13 protein-coding genes and 1 pseudogene are annotated in these 18,327 nt (G+C 65.9%); 7 read left to right on the top strand and 7 right to left on the bottom strand.

Going from position 1 to position 18,327, the window contains the following annotated elements:
* Positions 1-8: 8 nt before the first annotated feature.
* The 5 genes and pseudogenes from NOF55_RS21460 (at position 9) to NOF55_RS21480 (ending at position 6,286) form a co-directional block, all read left to right on the top strand.
* Positions 9-1,094: pseudogene (locus NOF55_RS21460) on the top strand (rhodanese-like domain-containing protein).
* Positions 1,095-1,245: 151 nt separating this feature from the next.
* Positions 1,246-2,505: an acyl-CoA dehydrogenase family protein gene (locus tag NOF55_RS21465; protein WP_306413174.1), complete on the top strand. Its 1,260-nt coding sequence runs from the start codon at positions 1,246-1,248 to the stop codon at positions 2,503-2,505.
* Positions 2,502-3,809, top strand: a complete 1,308-nt coding sequence (locus NOF55_RS21470; protein ID WP_306413175.1) for an NtaA/DmoA family FMN-dependent monooxygenase — start codon at positions 2,502-2,504, stop codon at positions 3,807-3,809. The genes NOF55_RS21465 and NOF55_RS21470 overlap by 4 nt, the downstream gene beginning before the upstream one ends.
* A 255-nt stretch (positions 3,810-4,064) precedes the next feature.
* Positions 4,065-4,994 carry a sulfurtransferase gene (locus NOF55_RS21475; protein ID WP_306413176.1) on the top strand — a complete coding sequence of 310 codons (930 nt, stop codon included), beginning with the start codon at positions 4,065-4,067 and terminating at the stop codon, positions 4,992-4,994.
* Positions 4,995-5,101: 107 nt separating this feature from the next.
* Complete coding sequence (locus NOF55_RS21480; RefSeq protein WP_306413177.1) at positions 5,102-6,286, top strand: YeeE/YedE family protein; 1,185 nt, start codon at positions 5,102-5,104, stop codon at positions 6,284-6,286.
* A gap of 82 nt (positions 6,287-6,368) precedes the next feature.
* On the opposite strand, the gene NOF55_RS21485 is transcribed toward NOF55_RS21480, so the two are convergent.
* Genes NOF55_RS21485 through NOF55_RS21515 form a run of 7 tightly spaced genes read right to left on the bottom strand, consistent with a single transcriptional unit; the run spans position 6,369 to position 13,796 of the window.
* A complete protein-coding gene (locus tag NOF55_RS21485) occupies positions 6,369-6,971 on the bottom strand; it encodes an alkylhydroperoxidase domain protein (protein WP_306413178.1) in 603 nt (200 codons plus the stop codon).
* 10 nt (positions 6,972-6,981) lie between these two features.
* Positions 6,982-7,581, bottom strand: coding sequence for a CMD domain protein (locus NOF55_RS21490; protein ID WP_306413179.1), 600 nt, complete (start codon positions 7,579-7,581; stop codon positions 6,982-6,984).
* A gap of 32 nt (positions 7,582-7,613) precedes the next feature.
* Positions 7,614-8,651, bottom strand: a complete 1,038-nt coding sequence (locus NOF55_RS21495; RefSeq protein ID WP_306413180.1) for a putative FMN-dependent luciferase-like monooxygenase — start codon at positions 8,649-8,651, stop codon at positions 7,614-7,616.
* Positions 8,648-10,288, bottom strand: a complete 1,641-nt coding sequence (locus NOF55_RS21500) for a dipeptide ABC transporter ATP-binding protein (protein WP_306413181.1) — start codon at positions 10,286-10,288, stop codon at positions 8,648-8,650. Before NOF55_RS21500 ends, NOF55_RS21495 begins: the two co-directional genes overlap by 4 nt.
* Entirely contained in the window at positions 10,285-11,169 is an 885-nt protein-coding gene (locus NOF55_RS21505; RefSeq protein ID WP_306413182.1) for an ABC transporter permease, read from the bottom strand. The genes NOF55_RS21500 and NOF55_RS21505 overlap by 4 nt, the downstream gene beginning before the upstream one ends.
* Positions 11,166-12,110, bottom strand: a complete 945-nt coding sequence (locus NOF55_RS21510) for an ABC transporter permease (protein ID WP_306413183.1) — start codon at positions 12,108-12,110, stop codon at positions 11,166-11,168. Before NOF55_RS21510 ends, NOF55_RS21505 begins: the two co-directional genes overlap by 4 nt.
* 57 nt (positions 12,111-12,167) lie before the next feature.
* Positions 12,168-13,796, bottom strand: a complete 1,629-nt coding sequence (locus NOF55_RS21515; RefSeq protein ID WP_306413184.1) for a TIGR04028 family ABC transporter substrate-binding protein — start codon at positions 13,794-13,796, stop codon at positions 12,168-12,170.
* A gap of 564 nt (positions 13,797-14,360) precedes the next feature.
* Between NOF55_RS21515 and fdnG the strand changes: the two genes are divergently transcribed.
* Together fdnG and fdxH are read left to right on the top strand one after the other, a co-directional pair.
* The gene (fdnG, locus tag NOF55_RS21520) at positions 14,361-17,441 is read left to right on the top strand and encodes a formate dehydrogenase-N subunit alpha (RefSeq protein ID WP_503128514.1); all 3,081 of its coding nucleotides are present in this window, start codon (positions 14,361-14,363) and stop codon (positions 17,439-17,441) included.
* Complete coding sequence (gene fdxH, locus NOF55_RS21525; RefSeq protein ID WP_306413185.1) at positions 17,438-18,322, top strand: formate dehydrogenase subunit beta; 885 nt, start codon at positions 17,438-17,440, stop codon at positions 18,320-18,322. Before fdnG ends, fdxH begins: the two co-directional genes overlap by 4 nt.
* The last annotated feature ends 5 nt before the right edge of the window (positions 18,323-18,327 follow it).

An 18,327-nucleotide genomic window follows, 5' to 3' on the forward strand; every position in this document is an offset into this window, starting at 1 on the left:
AAGCAAGCATGAGCAACGTGATCGACAGGCAGACTTTCATCGAATGGCTGGGCGACGGCAGGGAGCTTGCCGTCCTCGACATCCGCCCGGCGGAAGAGGTGGGCTACGCATCGCCGCTTTTCGCCACCAACCTGCCGGCGGAGCGCGTCCCGGCGGAACTCGACCGGTTCGTCCCACGCCGGGCGGTGCGCACGGTTCTGGTCGATGACGGCAAGGGCACGGCGAAAGCGCTGGCAGAGCAGCTTTCGGCCGATGGCTGGAGCGATATCCGCTAGCTTGAGGGCGGTATTCCTGCCTGGATCGCCGACGGCGGCAACGACCTGCCGACCTTCGACATACCGGGCGTGCCCTTCGTGACGGCGATCCGCGCGGAAAAGGGAACGCCCGTCGTATCGGCGGAAACGCTGAAAGCATGGCGCGACGCAGGCGAGAAGGTCGTCGTCCTCGACAGCCGCACCCTGCCGGAATACGAGAAAGGCCACGTTCCCGGCGCCATCGGCGTGCCCGGAGCCGAACTCCTCCTGCGCTTCGGGGATATCGTGCCGGACGCCGAAACCCGGGTCGTCGTCTCCTGCGCCGGCCTGCCACGCGCCATCCTCGGGGCGCAGACCCTGATCGACGCCGGCGTGCCGAATTCCGTCGCCTATCTGGACGACGGCACGCGCGGCTGGACGAATGCGGGCTTCGAACTCGAAACCGGGCGCACCGCCGTCTACGACGAACCCGGCGACGCCGCCCTGACGTTCGCCGAAAGGCACATCGCCCGGCTTGCCGCGGACGACGATACCGCCTTCATCGACCGGACAACGGCGGAACTCTGGGCGAAGGATCCCGACCGCACGACCTATCTTCTCGACGTGCGCACGCCGGAAGAATTCGAGGCCGGCCATCTGCCGGGATCGATTTCGTCCGAAGGCGGCCAATTGCTGGGCGTCGCCTACCGCACCATCGCCGTCAGGGGTGCGCGCGTCGTGCTCATCGACGACACTCTGGGCATCAGGGCACGGACCGTCGCGCACTGGCTGAAACGCCGCAACTTCGAAATCGCCATTCTGCTGCACGATTTCAGGGCCGGCGCCAGAGAGGCGGCCTGAGACCAAAGCCGCCCGGGCCAGTCCGGGCGAACAAGTTTTTCTTCTCGCCCGGCAAAGAATTTCTGCCTCGCGGCCGCAAGACCGGCTGCTAACTTCCCCCTCGAACCGGCGCGGGCGTCACCGGATGCCGACGCGCCTCAGGAACACGACCATGACCGACATCGCCCAGGCCTGGGGCGCGCCGCCGAGCGCGCGCTTCGACAGCATCGCCAGCCGTTTCCGGCCCGTCTTCGCCTCCATCCGCGACGGCGCCATCGCCCGCGACGTCAATCGCGATTTGCCCTTCGACGCCTACGCGGCACTGCGGGAGGCGGGCTTCGGAAAACTGCGCCTGCCCGCGGAAGCGGGCGGTGGCGGCCTCACCCTGCCGGAGCTTTTCGGCCTCATCATCGAACTGGGAGAAGCCGACCCCAATCTCGCCAATGCCTACCGCGCCCATCTCGGCTTCATCGAGGATCTGCTGAACACGCCCGCCGAGCACCATGCCTGGCGGGATGCCTGGCTTGCCCGCCTCGCGCGCGGCGAAACCATCGGCAGCGGCTATTCCGAGGCGGGCGAAGCGACGCTCGGAACCCATTCGACGCAATTGATCCGCCAAGGCGACGGCTGGCGCCTGAACGGCGAGAAATATTACACGACCGGATCGCTCTACGCCGACTGGATCACGCTTGCGGCGGTGGACGGCGACGGCAACCTCACCGGCGCGCTGGTGCCGACCCGCGCCGAGGGCGTGGAAATCCTCGACGACTGGGACGGCTTCGGCCAGGCACTGACGGCCAGCGGCACGGCCCGGTTCCGCGAAGTCGCCATCGCCGGCGAGTGGGTGAAGCCCCATCCCGCGCGCTTCAATTATTCCGGCCCCTATTTCCAGCTCTATCACCTCGCCACGCTGGCCGGCATCGGCCGGGCGGCGGCGGGCGATCTGGCCCGCCACGTGGCGGCGCGGCGGCGCGGCTACGGCCGCGGCAACGGGGTGCGCTCCTCCGCCGATCCGCAGGTCCTCCAGATCGTCGGCCGGGTGCGCGGCGCGGCCTATTCCGCCGGGGCCGTCGTCCTCAAGGTGGCCGAATCCCTCCAGCGCGCCTACGACGCCAATGCCGGCGGCGACGAGGAGGTCATCGCCTTCGCCACCCGCAATGCGGAACTGGAGATCAGCCAGGCCGTTACCGTAGTGACGTCGCTGGTTCTCGACGCCACCACCGTCCTCTTCGACGCGCTCGGCGCATCCGCTGCCCGGCGCGTCAACGGGCTCGACCGGCACTGGCGCAACGCCCGCACCATCTCCTCCCACAACCCGCGAATCTACCATGACCGCATCGTCGGCGACTTCGCGGTCAACGGCACCGCGCCATCGCAGCAGGGCGGAGTGGGCATCGTGCCCGTTCCGCAAAAGGAAACGACCTCCTCATGACCGAGACGAAAAGACGGCTGAACCTGAACGTGGGTCTCAACACCACGGGCTATCTTCCGCATGCCTGGAAATACCGCAGCGGCACCCGTCACGACATCAACGATCCGGCCTATTACCGGCGCCTGAGCGAACTTGCGCACAGGGGCCGTTTCGATGCCGTCTTCTTCTCCGATCATCCCGCCCTGCTCACAGACCCGCACAGCCGGCCTTTCCACACGATCGACCCGCTGATCCTCGCGGCCAGCCTGACCGCGCAGGTGCCCGATATCGGCGTCGTCGCCACCATCTCGTCGACCTATAACTCGCCCTACAATCTGGCGCGCCGCACGCAGTCGATCGATATCGTCTCGGGCGGCCGCCTGATCGTCAACGTCGTGTCGTCGTTCAATCCGAACGTGGCGGCGAACTTCGGCAACGATCCGCTGCCCCCGCGCAGCGAGCGCTACGCCCGGGCGACCGAGTTCCTCGACGTCGCCAAGAAGCTCTGGGCAAGCTGGGACCCGCGCCGCGAGGGCGACGTGCCCGAAGACCAGTTCTGGGACGCCTCCTCCGCGCATTCCATTGACCATGACGGCACCTATTTCCACGTTCGCGGCCCGCTCAACGTGCCGCGTGGCCCACAGGGCCATCCGGTCATCGCCCAGGCCGGCGCTTCGGAAGGCGGCATCGACCTTGCCGCCCGGCATGGCGAGATCATCTACTGCAACATCCTCTCGCGCCCCGCCGGCCGCGCCTTCGGACGGAAGGTGCGCGACCGCGCCGTCTCCTTCGGCCGCGATCCATCCGGCATCCGCATCGTACCGGGCCTCGTCGTCATCCTCGGGGAAACGCGCGAGGAGGCGCTGCGCAAGCACGAGCTTTTCTCCGGCACCGGTTCTGAGGACGGGCTGATCGCCCGGTTCATCCGCGAGAACGGCCTCGATCCGGCGACCTTCGACCCGGATGCCGTGCTCGACGCCGAACGCTTCGTTCCCGACCAGAACCGGCAATGGGCGGTCGGCATGGGGCTTGGCCTTTCCGAACTGCTGGCGCACGAGACGCTGACCGCCCGGCAGGTCGTCCGCCGCTCGGAAGGCCATCACCGCCTGCTTCTCGGCACGCCGGAAGAGGTCGCCGACGGCATCATCGACCTCTGGCAGGACGGAACCGTGGATGGCTACACGCTCCAGCCGCCGCGGGCGCCGGACGACATCGTCGAATTCGTGGAAAAGGTCGTCCCGATCCTTCAGGACCGCGGCGTCTATCCCCGCGAATACGACGGCAGGACGATCCGCGATCGGTATGGCCTGCCCTATCCCGTGTGACGGGAGCGAACGGTTCTTCGATCACGGCCGCTCACGTTCCCGTGAGAGTTGTTTCGCACCGATGAATCGGCCACGTGATACCGTTTTGCGGCTATTTTCACCCGCAATGCGTGTTTTGCCCGGAACGACCGCTTTCCGCCAGCAATATGCCGAATAGACCGGAACTATAGAATAATATCGCTTCATCCGCCTGCCTCGATTGGTCATGCTCTGAGCGTCAAAGATCAGAGAATGAATTCCACGAGGAGGTTTCACATGCCGGGACTGAAGAAAATCGCTGCGTTCTCCACGACCGCGGTCGCCGCGCTGCTGCTTGCCGGACAGGCATCCGCATCCGAAGCGCTCGTCGATGCCGACTGGCTCCAGCAGAACCTGGACAATCCGAAGGTTCGCGTGTTCGAGGTGAGCGTCGATACCGGCGTTTACGAGCGCGGCCACATTCCGGGCGCCGTCAACATCAACTGGCACACCGACCTGGTGGACAGGGAACGCCGCGACATCGCCACGAAGGACGATTTCGAAAAACTGCTGCGCGGCGCCGGCGTGGACGATGACACGACCATCGTTCTCTACGGCGACAACAACAACTGGTTTGCCGCATGGGGCGCCTGGATTTTCGAGACCTACGGCCTCGGCGACCAGGTGAAGCTTCTGGATGGCGGCCGCAAGCTTTGGGAGGCCCAGGGCCTGCCGCTCGACACGACGGCCAGGGAACAGGCGGAAACGGCCCTGACCCTGCCGGAGCGCGACACCACGATCCGCGCCCGCTTCACCGACGTTCTGGCTGTCGCCGAAGGCAAGCACGACATCAAGCTGGTCGACATCCGCTCCGCCGACGAATATTCCGGCAAGATCTTCGCGCCGGACGGTGTGAAGGAACTGGCGGTGCGCGCCGGCCACATTCCCGGCGCGGTGAACGTTCCCTGGGGCACCATCGTCAATGAGGACGGCACCTTCAAGAGCGCCGAGGACATCAGGAAGATCTACGCCGACAAGGGCGTCGACGGCAGCGAACCGATCATCACCTATTGCCGCATCGGCGAACGCTCCAGCCACACCTGGTTCGCGCTGAAGAAGATCCTCGGCTACGACGTCCGCAACTATGACGGTTCCTGGACCGAATACGGCAATGCGGTCGGCGTTCCGGTCAGCAACCCGTCGGGCACGATCTGGACCGGCAAGTAGAAGACGACGAGCCACCCGGCGCGCGGGGTGCGGCGCCGGACAATGACGAGCGGGCCTTTCTCCCTGGCCCGCTCGTCGGCATTTCCAGGGCAAGACGAGACTGTTGCATGGCCTTTTCCTTCGGCCGTTCGGCCATTTCACTGGTTTTGATCGCATCGCTTGCGGCGTGGTCCGCAGCGCTTTCCTCAGACAGCGCCGGGCGGGCGCTCTCCCTCTCCCTCCTTCTCGGTACGGCTTTCGGCATCGTCCTGCAAAGGGGGCGGTTCTGCTTCCTGTGCAATTTCAGGGACCTCGTGGAACAGCGCAAGCCGGACGGCGTGCTGTCCATTCTTGCCGCGCTCGGGTTCGGCATCATTTTCTATACCGTGATCGTCATGGCATGGGTGCCCGTGCCGCAGCCGGACCGGTTGCCGCCCAATGCCCATGTCGGCCCCGTCGGGTTCGTGCTGGCGGCCGCATCCGCGGCCTTCGGCTTCGGCATGGCGCTTTCGGGATCGTGCCTGTCCGGGCACTTCTACCGGATCGGCGAAGGCGCCTTCGGCTCCATCGTCGCCCTTCTCGGCGCCGCGCTCGGCTTTCTCGCCGGATTCGTGACCTGGAACGGCCTGTTCACACTGACCGTGTTCGACGATCCGCCACTGTGGCTGCCGCGCTTTCTCGGACATGGCGGCGCCCTCCTTGCCGGTCTTGCCGCCGTCGCGGCCCTGACGGTCGCCACCTTGTGGCTCGGCCGGCGCCCCGCGACCGGGCCGGAGACCGGCGCTCAGCCGACGCCGCTCGCTGGCGCATTGCAGGCGCTCTTCGTCCACCGCTGGCCGCCGGTGCTCACCGGCATTCTCGTCGCGGCCATCGGCGCCTTCGCCTATCTGCGGATAGCGCCGATCGGCGTGACGGCGGAACTCGGCAGTCTCGTGCGCACCGCCGCGACGCCGGCCGGCATCATTCCGGAGACGCTCGGCGGTCTCGACACGCTGCGCGGCTGCGTATCCGCCGTGAAGACCACCATCCTGTCTCCCAACGGTCTTTTCGTCATCGGCCTGATTGCCGGCAGCTTCGCCAGCGCGCTTTCCGCCGGACAATTCCGGCCGGTCTGGCCCGATGCGAAGGGGTTGGCGCGCCGGCTGGCCGGCGGCATCCTGATGGGCTGGGGCGCCATGACGGCGCTTGGCTGCACGGTCGGCGTCCTCCTGTCCGGCATTCACGCCGGCGCCGTTTCCGGCTGGGTGTTCCTGGTCTTCTCGTCGCTCGGTGCCTTTGCCGGCCTGGCCCTGTTGCGTCGCGGCTGGCTCTGAGCGGCAGCACCTTTGCCGCGCAAAAGAAAAGGCCCGGGCACCGAAATACCGGCGCCCGGGCCTATCCCGTTCGCAACAAGCTTCAACCGGCCGGCGTCGGCTCGCCGAGCGTCAGCATCAGCCGGTTCGCCCAGTTGAAGAAGGACGCGCCGTGAACGACGTCGTAGATCTCGTCGTCGGAAAGGCCCGCAGCCTTCAGGCGCTCCACATGCTCCGGCCCGAAGGCGGGCGGCGTCGCCGTCAGCGCCACCGAGGCCGCGACGATGGCGTTCCAGCGTTCGCCGAGATCGACGGAAACGCCCTCGTCCAGCAGCTTCTGCACCTCGGCCTTGTGCGGCGAATGGTGCGAGGCGAAACGGGCATGGACGGAGGCGCAGAAGATGCAGCCGTTGTAGCGCGAGGTCGCGGTGGCGGCCAGTTCGCGCTCGGCGCGCAGCAGGCCGTCCGCCGTGTTGTAGAAGATGTCCTTGTCGGTCCTCGTGCGCGCTTCGAGAATGTCCGGATCGCGCACCAGCAGGGCGAAGTAGGGCGATTTGGCACGCGCCTTGTCGACCAGCGCCTCGTAATGCCGCTCCGTCAGCTCGCTTTCGGCCAGCGGCGTCAGCCAGGGCGTCCAGCCGATCTGGTCCTGCGTGAAGACGTCGGGGGCGTTTTCCACCTTGGGTTCGATGATCGTGTCGGTCATGGTTTCCTCCTCACGCCGCGTTCAGAACCTTCAGGCCCGCGACGATGCGGATCTGGAAAGCGAGAAAGGCGACGAGCTGGGAGAGGGAGACGATGCCGGTCGTGGACCAGCCCGCCCCGATCAGCCGGCCGAGCGCCTGCGGTTTCGCATCGCGCAGGTGGAAGACCAGCAGATGCGCGTGTTCCAGCGCCGCCGCAAGGCGGGTGCCGAGCACGGCCCTTTCGGCTTCCCCGACGGTGAAAACCGGGCCGTCCTCGTCCTCGGCGGACAGGGGACCGGCGGGATAGCGGCCGTAAGGCCCCCTGCCCGCGCCGGCAATGGCGGCGGCCTTCACGGCCTCGGCAAGCGCCGCGCCGTTGTCCTCGCCCGCAAGCCTGCCGGCATAGAAAGCGGCGATCTCAGGCTGGCCGTGCAGCGCCGCGACGAAAGCGGCGACGGCGAAGCGTTCGGCGAGCGGGAACTGGCTGCTATCCGCCGGGGCGAAGAGCGCAAGCCAGCTGGCCTGCGCCCCTTCCTTCGTCACCGGGCGGCGGGCGCGCAGGCGCTCGCCTTTCGAACCCGGAACGATTCCCGCCAGATGATCGATGATATCGGGAGGAGTCTCTGTCATTTACGTGCTTTCATGGGAAATGCACGCCGCCCTTACTGGGCGGCGGCAAGCCTGGGTTCGGTCTTGCGCGACCAGCCGAGCGCCGGGGCGACTTCCGCCGCGATCAGCTCGATGGAGCGCAGGATGGCGTCGTGCGGCGGATCGACCGAATGGACCTGGAACACGATGTCGGTGGAGCGGGCGAGCGCCGTATCGGCCTTCAGCGAGGCGATCACGTCGTCCGGCGTGCCGACATGGGTATCCAGCGCGCGGATCCGGTCTTCCAGCCTGTCGCTGGCGAAGCGGTGGCCGGCGGCGGCGAAGCGTTTCGCCACGCGGTTGAGGCCGATTTCGGCAAGCCGCAGGGCTTCCTTGCGGTCCTCGGCAACGAAGAGCGTGCGCGAGCCGAGGATGCGCGGCGCCCGGCCCTTCGGCAGGGCAGCCAGATAGGCGTCGATCAGCGGGTTCTGGATCTCGTCCAGCGTCGCATCCGGCCGGTCGGCGGGGCGCGGCTGGGTGCGCGACAGCATCAGCCCGTCGCCGGTCTCGCCGGCCAGCTTCGCGCCGAAGACCGAGAAAGTGGCGAGCCATACACGGTCGAGCAGATGCGGTGCGTCCGGATAGAGCCGGTTGCCCGCGCCGAGATCGTCGCCGCGCCACGCCTTGCGGACGATATCCAGATATTGTCCGTAAACCTCGCCGCGCTTGTCGGCGGCGATGCCGAAGGCCTCGAAGCTCTCGCGCGTGCCGCCGGTGCCGAAGCCGACTTCGAGACGGCCATCGGAGAGAAGATCGGCGACGGCCGTGTCCTCGGCCACGCGCAGCGGATTTTCCATCGGCAGCGTGATGACGCCGGTGCCGAGGCGGATGGTCGAGGTGCGGGCCGCGACATGGGCCAGGAAGACGGCCGGGGACGGCAGGCCTCCCTCGTCGGCGTGGAAGTGGTGCTGGGCGATCCAGGCGCTGTCGAAGCCGTTGGCTTCGGCATGGACGATCTGTTCCTCGGCCAGACGGTAACGCCCGCCAGCGTCCGCCTCGTCGAGAAGCCGGGTGAAGAAGCCCAGCCGTTTGGGTGTGGTCTGCTCGGTCATGTCAATGATCCTGCTGCTTGTCGTTGGAGTGTGCTGTGCGGGAACTTGCGGCCGGGAATGGCTTCTATAAGTTCCCTCGTGTAGTCGCTGGCGGGATGGGTGAAGACCTGCTCGACCGGGCCGTAATCGACCTGGCGGCCGTTGTGCAGGACTGAGACGGTATCGGCGATCTGCCGGACGACGGCGAGATCGTGCGAAACGAAAAGATAGGTGAGGCCGAGATCGCGCTGCAATTGCGCGAGCAGCGCCAGGATCTGCGCCTGAACCGTCACGTCGAGGGCGGAGACGGCTTCGTCCAGCACCACGACCTCCGGCTCCAGCACCAGCGCGCGGGCGATCGCAACGCGCTGCCGCTGGCCGCCCGAAAGCGCATGCGGACGCCGCCCCAGCATCGAGGCCGGCAGGCCGACGCGCTCGACGATGGCGCGCACGCGCGCGGCACGCTCTTCCTTCGGCAGCGGATCGAAGTTCAACAGCGGTTCCTCGACGATGGAGAAGATCGTCTGCTTCGGATCGAGCGAGCCCCACGGGTTCTGGTAGACGAGCTGCACCTTGCGCCGGAACTGGCGAAGCGAAGCGGATTTCAGCGCCGTCACGTCGAACCCGCCGACGCGGATCTCCCCGCCCGTCGGCTTCTGGAAACCGGCGATGATGCGGATGGTCGTCGTCTTGCCGGAACCGCTTTCGCCGACGATGGCATGCGTCGTGCCGCGCGCGACGGTGAAGGAAACGCCGTCCACCGCCCGAAAGCTACCGCCGCCCGGCAGGGAGAAATCCTGGGCCAGCGCGCCGACCGTGACGAGTGCCGGGCGCCCCGCCTCGACCGGCGGACGGGAAGCCGCCGGACCCAGCGACGGCGCATCGGACAGCAGCTTGCGCGTATAGGCGCTCTTCGGGTGGGCAAGGACCTCCGCCGTCGCCCCCTGTTCCTGAATGCGCCCGCCCTGCAACACGACCAGCCTGTCGGCCCGGTCGGCGGCGACGCCGAGATCGTGGGTGACGAGCAGGACCGAAGTGCCGTATTCGCGGCGCAGGTCGTCGATCAGGTCGAGGATGCGGCGCTGCACCGTCACGTCGAGCGCCGAGGTCGGCTCGTCGGCGATGATCAGCGCCGGCTTCAAGGCAATGGCGATGGCGATCAGCACGCGCTGCTTCATGCCGCCGGAAAGTTCATGCGGATATTGCCGCGCCCGCAGTTCCGGCTGCGAAAGCCCGACATGGGTGAGCAGCTCGACGACGCGCCGGTCGGCCTCCGCCCGGCTCAGGCGGCCGTGGATTTCGAGGATCTCGCGCACCTGTGCGCCGATGCTCAGCACCGGGTTGAGCGAGCTGGACGGGTCCTGCGGAATGAGGCTGACCACCGCGCCGCGGATCGCCCGCAGGCGCCTCTCGTTCCAGCGCGAGATTTCCTCGCCGTTGAGCTTGATCGAACCGCCGTCGATGCGGCCGTTGCCGGAGAGAAGGCCGATGACGGCCTGCGCGGTCGAGGTCTTGCCCGAGCCGCTTTCGCCGACCAGCGCCACGACCTCGCCCGGCCGGACCGAGAAGGAGACGTCGTGGACGACGCGGGTGCGGCTTTCGCCGTCGCCGTAGGAGACCTTGAGGTCGCGGATATCGAGAACGGGCGTGTCGGTCATCGTCCGGGTCTCCCGATCGACTGGCTGATGCGGTTGGCGGAAAGCACCACGGCGACGACCACGAAGCCGGGGGCGGCGGTGAGCCACCAGGCGGTGGCGAGATAATTGCGGCCTTCGGCGATCAGCAGGCCCCATTCCGGCGTCGGTGGCGGCGCGCCGTAGCCGAGGAAGCCGAGCGTGGAGATTTGCAGGATCGCCCAGCCGAACTGCACCGCGGTATAGGCGACGACCGAGGTCAGCGAATTGGGCAGGATGTGCCGCCACAGCACCTTGAGAAAGGTGCCGCCGCTGCCGAAGGCCGCTTCCACGAATTCGGCGCGGCGCACGCGCACCACTTCGGAGCGCATCAGCCGGGCGAAACCGGCAATCGCCGTCGCGCCGACCGCGATCGCTGCATTCACCGTGCCGAAGCCGAGCAGGATGATGATCGAAAGCGACAGAAGCAGCGTCGGAATGGAAAGAAGCACGTCCACGAAGCGCATGATCACGGCATCGGTGCGCCCGCCGATGGCGCCGGCGAAAAGACCGAGCGACGTGCCGACGACGAGGCCGACGCCGACGGCGGCGAGCGCGCCGGAAAGGGAATGGACGGAGCCGTAGACGATACGCGCATAGAGATCGCGCCCGAGCGAATCCGTGCCGAGCAGGTTGAGCGCCGAGGGGGCCTTGAGCTGGCCGCCGGGCACACCCTGAAGCGGATCGTGACCCGTGAACAGCCCCGGCGCGACGGCCCACAGAAGCGCCGTCGCGATCACGATCCAGGCTAGAACCAGACCGGGCGGAACGCGTCTCAGCCGGCGGGCCGGACCGGAGCGGCGGGTGGCCTCGACATCCGCCGCGTCGTCCGTGGAAAGGGAGGAAAGCGTTTCGACGCTGGTCATGACTTGGCTCCGTTTCCTGCTCTCAGACGCGGGTCGAGAAGCGGATAGGCGAGATCGACGGCGAGGTTGATGATGACAAAGGCTGCGGCGGAAATCACCACGATGGCCTGAAGCACGGCGAGATCCTGATTGCCGACCGCCCTTTCCGTCAGTCCGCCGATGCCGTTCAGCCCGAAGACCGTTTCGGTGACGACCGCGCCCGCCAGCAATTCGCCGAACAGCACGCCGGCGATGGTCAGCGCCGGCAGCATGGCATTGCGCGCCACGTGCCGCCAGAGCACCCGCGCCTGCGTCGCGCCCTTGGCGATGGCGACGGAGACGAAGGGACGCGTGCGGATTTCGTCGATGTTGCGGATGAGGATCTGCGCCAGCGGTGCTGCGATCGGCACGGCAAGCGTCGCGACCGGCAGGACCAGGCTTTCCCACGGCCCCGGATTGATGACGGACACGAGCTTCAGCCGGAAGGAGAAAAGCTGGATCAGCATGATCCCCAGCCAGAAGACCGGGATCGAGATAAGCAGGGACGGAATCGACTGGATGGCGTTGCGCAGCCACGCGAACGGCGACAGCGACGAGAGGAAGGCGATCAGCACCGCGAGCGCCACCGCCGCCAGGAAGGCCAGCGAAGCAAGCTTCAGCGTTGCCGGCAGGTTGGCGGCAAGCTGCGCGGACACCGGCACGCCAGCCTGCACCGAATAGCCGAAATCGCCCTTGAGGAAGTTCACCAGCGTCTGCAAATACTGCACGAAGATGGAGGAATCGACGGCGTAGGCCGCACGGATTTCCGCAATCTGCTCGGGGCTCAGCCCGTATTCCGGATTGAGGAACTTGATCAGCACCGCATCGCCCGGCATGGCCTGCAAAAGCACGAAGGACAGCGTGAACGCCGCCCACAGCACCAGAAGGGCCTGCCCGATGCGGCTGAAGACATATCGCGTCATCGTTCAATCTCCGTCGGGAACGGTGGCGGAGCGGACCCCGCCACCCGTGTCGCGGTCCTACTTGTCGAGCCAGACACCGTAGAAGCTCGGGCGGCCGACCGCCTCGAAGGCGACACCCTTCACGTAAGGCGCGCCGGCGAAGGCCTGTGGCTCCTCGAAGATCGGGATCGCATAGGCCTGATCGAGGACGTAGGCCTGGGATTCGGCGACGGCGGCGAGACGCTTCTCGGGGTCGGGCTGCGAGGCGATCTCGTCGAGGATGGCGTTGAGCTTCTCGTCGACGAAAGTCTGCACCTTGTCGCTGGCACCGCCCTTCTGGCGCAGCACGTCACGGTTCTGCGGATAGTACTGGCTCTTGATTACGTCCGGATCGGCACGGCCGACCATCGCCGGCGCGACCGGCGTCTTCAGCGGGTCGAGATCGTCGACCGCGCGGCTGCCGGCATCGCCGGCCAGAACGTTGAGCTTCACGCCGACCTTCTCCCATTGCTGGGCAACGAGCTGGAGCGTGGCGCGGTTCTGCGGCTGCGGCAGCGATTCGTAAGCCGTTAGGATCAGCTTCTGGCCGTCCTTCTCGCGAAGGCCGTCGGCGCCGGGCGTGAAGCCCGCCTCGTCGAGCAGCGCCTTGGCCTTATCGAGATCGAAGGCGAGCTTGTCGGACTGGTCGACATAGCCGATGGCTGTGGAAGCGATGATCGAGGTCGCCGGCGGATAGTTCTTCGAAAACAGCGTCGAGACGATCTCGTCGCGGTTCACGGCGAGCGACAGGGCCTTGCGGACGCGAACGTCGGCAACGAGCGGGTTGTCCGGGCGGAAGACGACCGAGTTGTTCACGCCGCGCGTGCCCGGCGCATAGATGGTGAAGCCCTGCGTCTCGACCTGCGGCTCGTCATAGGCCTGGATCTGGCGGATGAAATCGGCCTGTCCGGCGAGCAGTGCGCCGATGCGCACCGAATCCTCGCCGGTGATGATGTACTTGATGCCATCGAGATGCGGACGGCCCTGATGCTCCAGCTTTGCCGGACCCCAGTCATAATCCTCGCGGGCCTTCAGATCGAGCGTCTTGCCGAGCGTTTCGGCCTCGACGACGAACGGGCCGGACCCGATGATCTTGGTGGCGTCGCCGAGCTGGTCGAAGGGCAGTTCCAGCGTCTTCAGCGAAACGAGGCCGGAGCCGATCACCGACGTGCCCTGAAGGAAGCCCGGCGAAGGCTTTTTAAAATAGAACTTCACGGTCAGCGGGTCGATGACCTCGCTGCGGTCATAATTGTTCACCACCTCGGAAACCGGCTGCCTCAGCTCCTTGTTGCCGAGGCCGTAGGTGTCGAAGTTCTTCGCCACGGCATCGGCATCGAGCGGCGTGCCGTCGGAGAAGGTCACGCCCGGGCGGATCTTGAAGGTGTATTCCGTCGCGTCGTCGTTGACCGTCCAGGATTCGGCGATCCACGGCTCGATTTCGAGCGTTTCAGGATTCTGGTAGGTCAGCTTGTCGGTGATCTGGTTCAGCACGCCGCCGTTCGGATAGAAACCGCCCGCCGGGGGATAGAGATTGGTGTGGGCCTGCTGCTCCAGATAGACCAGCGTGCCCCCCTTGACGGGCGTGTCGACCGCCGCGCCGATGGCCGGCAGGCTGACGGCGGCAGCGAGCGCGAAGCCGATACCGAGAAGTTTGCGGTGAAACGTCATTTCATTTTCCCTGGATGTTCATGTGGCGCGATCTCGGGAAAGGGTATCGTTTTGCGCGATACAGGCAATATTTCATATTGATTTAGTATTCTATTTTACGATCCAATCGAAAAACTTCCATCTCATTCGCGGTTGCAATGCAAAAAGTCATCCCCCGGCGGTTCCGGGCGGCCCCGCCGGGGCAGTCCCGCCGCGGCGGCACGAATTGATAATCGACAAATCGTTGGAATGATTTGGAAAAGCCTTTCCGGAGGCGATCCCGCCATCCCGGCAGGGACGAGCCTGTCCCGCACTTGCAGGATGCAGGCCCGCCCGCCGGTCAAGATGACGCCTTTTCCCAAGGAATGCCGAAGAATGGAACGGCGGAACCGGGATTGATTTTTACCAAGTTCCGATCATATGTTGCGCCGCACAAACACGCAAAGGTCTCGCACGAAATTGAACGGATTCAGGGCCCTGCCGATTGCAGGAAACCCGTCCCGCCTGTATGGCGAACGATGACGAGCTCAGCCTGGCGGTTGAACGCAAAAGACTTCTGGTGAACAGACGGGCAATATGAACGACATGACGATGCAGATCGGCCGGCGGCAGTTTCTCAAACTTCTGGGCGCCGGAGGAGCCGGGCTGACGGCAACGGCGATGGGATTGGCCCCGACACCGGCCCTGGCCGACGGTCCACGGCCCTACAAACTGCTGCGTGCCAGGGAAACGCGCAACAACTGCACCTATTGCTCGGTCGGTTGCGGGATCCTGATGTATTCGCTCGGCGACGGCGCCAAAAATGCCAAGCCCACGATCTTCCATATCGAGGGGGATCCCGACCACCCCGTCAGCCGGGGATCGCTCTGTCCCAAGGGGGCGGGGCTTCTGGACATGATCCACTCGAAGAACCGCCTCCTTTACCCAGAGTACCGCGCTCCCGGATCGAAGGAATGGGTGCGCATCGGCTGGGACGAGGCCACGAAGCGGATCGCGCGTCTTCTCAAGGACGACCGCGACGCCAATTTCATCGAGCGCAACGAAAAGGGCGAACTGGTCAACCGCTGGCTGACGTCCGGCATGCTCGCCTCCTCGGCGGCGTCGAACGAAACCGGCGTCCTCGACTTCAAGTTCGCGCGCTCGCTCGGCATGCTCGGCCTCGACTGTCAGGCCCGCCTCTGTCACGCGCCGACCGTCTCGGCGCTGGCGCCGAGCTTCGGCCGAGGCGCCATGACCAACCATTGGGTCGACATCAAGAACGCCAATGTCGTCATCGTCATGGGCGGCAATCCGGCGGAGGCCCACCCCGTCGGCTTCAAATGGGTCATCGAGGCCAAGATCAAGAACAAGGCCAAGGTGATCGTCATCGATCCGCGCTTCAACCGCACGGCCTCGGTGGCGGATATCTTCTCGCCGATCCGCGCCGGTTCGGACACCGCCTTCCTGATGGGCGTCGTCAACTGGCTGTTACAGAACGACAGGATCCAGCACGACTATGTGCGGGCCTATACCAACGCCCCGCTGATCGTGCGGGCGGACTACGGTTTCGACGACGGGCTGTTCTCCGGCTTCGATGCGGACACGCTGAGCTACGACAAAAGCTCGTGGGCCTACGAGCTGGACGAAAGCGGCAATGCGCTGCGCGACCCGACCATGACCCATCCGCGCTGCGTCCTCAACCTCCTCAGGAAACACGTCGAGCGCTACACGCCCGAGATGGTCGAGGAAATCACCGGCGTCAGGCAGGCCGATTTCCTCCAGATCGCGGACATCATCGGCTCCTGCTCGGCGAAGGACAAGACGCTGACCTGGCTTTACGCGCTGGGCTGGACCCACCACACCGGCGGCGCGCAGATCATCCGCGGCTCGGCGATGATCCAGCTCCTGCTCGGCAATATCGGCATGGCCGGCGGCGGCGTGAACGCCTTGCGTGGCCATTCCAACATTCAGGGCTATACCGACCTCGGCCTCCTGTCGCTGCGCCTTCCCGGCTACCTGAACCTGCCGAGCGACCGCCAGCAGACGATACAGCAATATCTGGCGGAAACCACCCCCGGCGACGTCCTGCCCGGCCAGGTCAACTACTGGAAGAACACGCCGAAGTTCTTCGTCTCCCTGATGAAGAACCTCTACGGCCCGCATGCCACGAAGGAGAACGATTTCGCCTTCGACCTGCTGCCGAAATGGGACCGCAGCTATGACATGCTGGCCTATTTCGACATGATGTACGAGGGCAAGGTCAACGGCTATATCGCCCAGGGCTTCAACCCGCTGGCCGCCATGCCGGACAAGAACAAGACCTCGGCTTCGCTTTCCAAACTCAAGTTCCTCGTGATCATCGATCCCCTCGTCACGGAGACCTCCAACTTCTGGCGCAACGAGGGACTCTTCAACGACGTCAAGACCGAGGAGATCATGACGGAGGTCTTCCGTCTGCCCTCGAACTGCTTCGCCGAGGAAAACGGCGCCATCGTCAATTCCGGCCGCTGGCTGCAATGGCATTTCGCCGGGCAGGAGCCTCCGGGCGAGGCCCGCCACGATCCGTCGATCCTCGGCGGCATCATGATGGAGCTTCGCCGGCTCTACGCGGAAGAGGGCGGCGCCTGTCCCGAGCAGGTCCTGCACATGAGCTGGGACGAGCATACCTATCACGACCCCTACAATCCGCATCCCGAGGAGATGGCCCGCGAAGCCAACGGCTACGCGCTGGAAGACCTCCACGACGATGCGGGCAATGTGGTCGCGCGCAAGGGCGAGCTGCTTTCGTCCTTCGCGCAATTGCGCGACGACGGCTCGACGGCGAGCTATTGCTGGATCTTCGCCGGCTCCTGGACCGAGGCCGGCAACCAGATGGCCAACCGCGACAATACCGATACGGGCCTCGGCAACACGCCCGGATGGGCATGGGCATGGCCCGCGAACCGGCGCATCCTCTACAACCGCGCCTCGATGGACGAGATGGGCGAGCCCTGGGACCCCCATCGCCGCATCCTCCACTGGGACGGCGCCAAGTGGACCGGCGCCGACGTGCCGGATTTCCCGGCCAATATTCCGCCCGGCGCGCCGGCCGCACCCTTCATCATGCTGCCGGAAGGTCTCGGCCGGCTGTTTTCGGTCAACGGCATGAATGACGGCCCGTTCCCCGAGCATTACGAGCCGGTGGAAAGCCCGATCGCCAAGAACCCGCTGCACAGCACGGTCACGCACAACCCGACCGCCCGCATCTTCCAGAACGATGCGCAGCGCATGGGCAACCGCACCGAATATCCCTATGTCGCGACGACCTATTCCGTGACCGAGCTGTTCCGCCACTGGACCAAGCACTCGCACCTCAACGCCATGCTCCAGCCGGAACAGTTCATCGAGATCGGCGAGAAGCTGGCCGCCTCGAAGGGCATCGGCCACGGCGACACGGTCAAGGTGACGACCAAGCGCGGCTACATCACCGCCAAGGCAGTCGTGACCAAGCGCATGCGGCCTCTCAGGGTCGCCGGCCAGGACGTCGACCAGATCGGCATTCCCTGCCACTGGGGCTTCGAAGGCGAAACCCGCAAGGGCTATCTGGCCAACACGCTCTCGCCCGGCGTGGGGGACGCCAATTCGCAGACGCCGGAATTCAAGGCCTTCCTCGTCAATGTCGAAAAGCTGGAGGCCGCCCTGTCATGAATCTTCAGAACATCATCCGCCGCTCCGCCACCAGCGACCTGACGCCCGCGCCGCAGATCCGCAGCCATCAGGTCGAGGTCGCCAAGCTGATCGACGTCACCACCTGCATCGGCTGCAAGGCCTGCCAGGTCGCCTGCAACGAATGGAACGACCTGCGCGGCGAAGTCGAGGACAATGTCGGCGTCTACGACAATCCGCGCGACCTCGCGCCGGAAAGCTGGACGCTGATGCGTTTCACCGAGCATGAGGACGAGGCCGGCAAGCTGGAATGGCTGATCCGCAAGGACGGCTGCATGCATTGCGAGGATCCGGGCTGTCTCAAGGCCTGCCCGGCGCCCGGCGCCATCGTGCAGTACGAGAACGGCATCGTCGATTTCCAGTCCGACCATTGCATCGGCTGCGGCTACTGCGTGGCCGGCTGTCCGTTCAACGTGCCGCGCATCTCCAAGAAGGACAATCGCGCCTACAAATGCACGCTCTGTTCGGATCGCGTCGCGGTCGGTCAGGAGCCCGCCTGCGTCAAGACCTGTCCGACGGGCGCGATCAGCTTCGGCTCCAAGGAGACCATGAAGACGCTGGCCGCCGAACGGGTCGCGGAACTGAACGAGCGCGGCTTCGAAAATGCCGGCCTGTACGATCCCCAGGGCGTCGGCGGCACGCATGTGATGTACGTTCTCCACCATCTCGACGATCCGGAACGCTATGCCGGCCTGCCCAAGGAGCCGACCATCAGCCCGGTCGTCGAGGGATGGAAGGACGTGCTGAAGCCCGCCGCGGCGGTGGCGACGGCGGCAGCGGTGGCCGGCATGGTCGCCCACTTCGTCGGCGTCGGCCCGAACAGCACCGAAGAAGAGGTGTCCGACAATGAAACGGCATCGTGAGGGAG

This window comes from Ectorhizobium quercum, from assembly GCF_026552795.1.
GTDB classification, from domain to species: Bacteria; Pseudomonadota; Alphaproteobacteria; order Rhizobiales; family Rhizobiaceae; genus Ectorhizobium; species Ectorhizobium quercum.

Bases quoted from the DNA above. Each gene is read 5' to 3' on its own strand.
- NOF55_RS21500 (WP_306413181.1), bottom strand. From the start codon at position 10,288: ATGACCGACACGCCCGTTCTCGATATCCGCGACCTCAAGGTCTCCTAC.
- NOF55_RS21485 (WP_306413178.1), bottom strand. From the start codon at position 6,971: ATGACCGACACGATCATCGAACCCAAGGTGGAAAACGCCCCCGACGTC.
- NOF55_RS21505 (WP_306413182.1), bottom strand. From the start codon at position 11,169: ATGACCAGCGTCGAAACGCTTTCCTCCCTTTCCACGGACGACGCGGCG.
- NOF55_RS21510 (WP_306413183.1), bottom strand. From the start codon at position 12,110: ATGACGCGATATGTCTTCAGCCGCATCGGGCAGGCCCTTCTGGTGCTG.
- NOF55_RS21490 (WP_306413179.1), bottom strand. From the start codon at position 7,581: ATGACAGAGACTCCTCCCGATATCATCGATCATCTGGCGGGAATCGTT.
- NOF55_RS21495 (WP_306413180.1), bottom strand. From the start codon at position 8,651: ATGACCGAGCAGACCACACCCAAACGGCTGGGCTTCTTCACCCGGCTT.
- NOF55_RS21470 (WP_306413175.1), top strand. From the start codon at position 2,502: ATGACCGAGACGAAAAGACGGCTGAACCTGAACGTGGGTCTCAACACC.
- NOF55_RS21515 (WP_306413184.1), bottom strand. From the start codon at position 13,796: ATGACGTTTCACCGCAAACTTCTCGGTATCGGCTTCGCGCTCGCTGCC.
- NOF55_RS21475 (WP_306413176.1), top strand. From the start codon at position 4,065: ATGCCGGGACTGAAGAAAATCGCTGCGTTCTCCACGACCGCGGTCGCC.
- fdxH (WP_306413185.1), top strand. From the start codon at position 17,438: ATGAATCTTCAGAACATCATCCGCCGCTCCGCCACCAGCGACCTGACG.
- NOF55_RS21465 (WP_306413174.1), top strand. From the start codon at position 1,246: ATGACCGACATCGCCCAGGCCTGGGGCGCGCCGCCGAGCGCGCGCTTC.
- fdnG (WP_503128514.1), top strand. From the start codon at position 14,361: ATGACGATGCAGATCGGCCGGCGGCAGTTTCTCAAACTTCTGGGCGCC.
- NOF55_RS21480 (WP_306413177.1), top strand. From the start codon at position 5,102: ATGGCCTTTTCCTTCGGCCGTTCGGCCATTTCACTGGTTTTGATCGCA.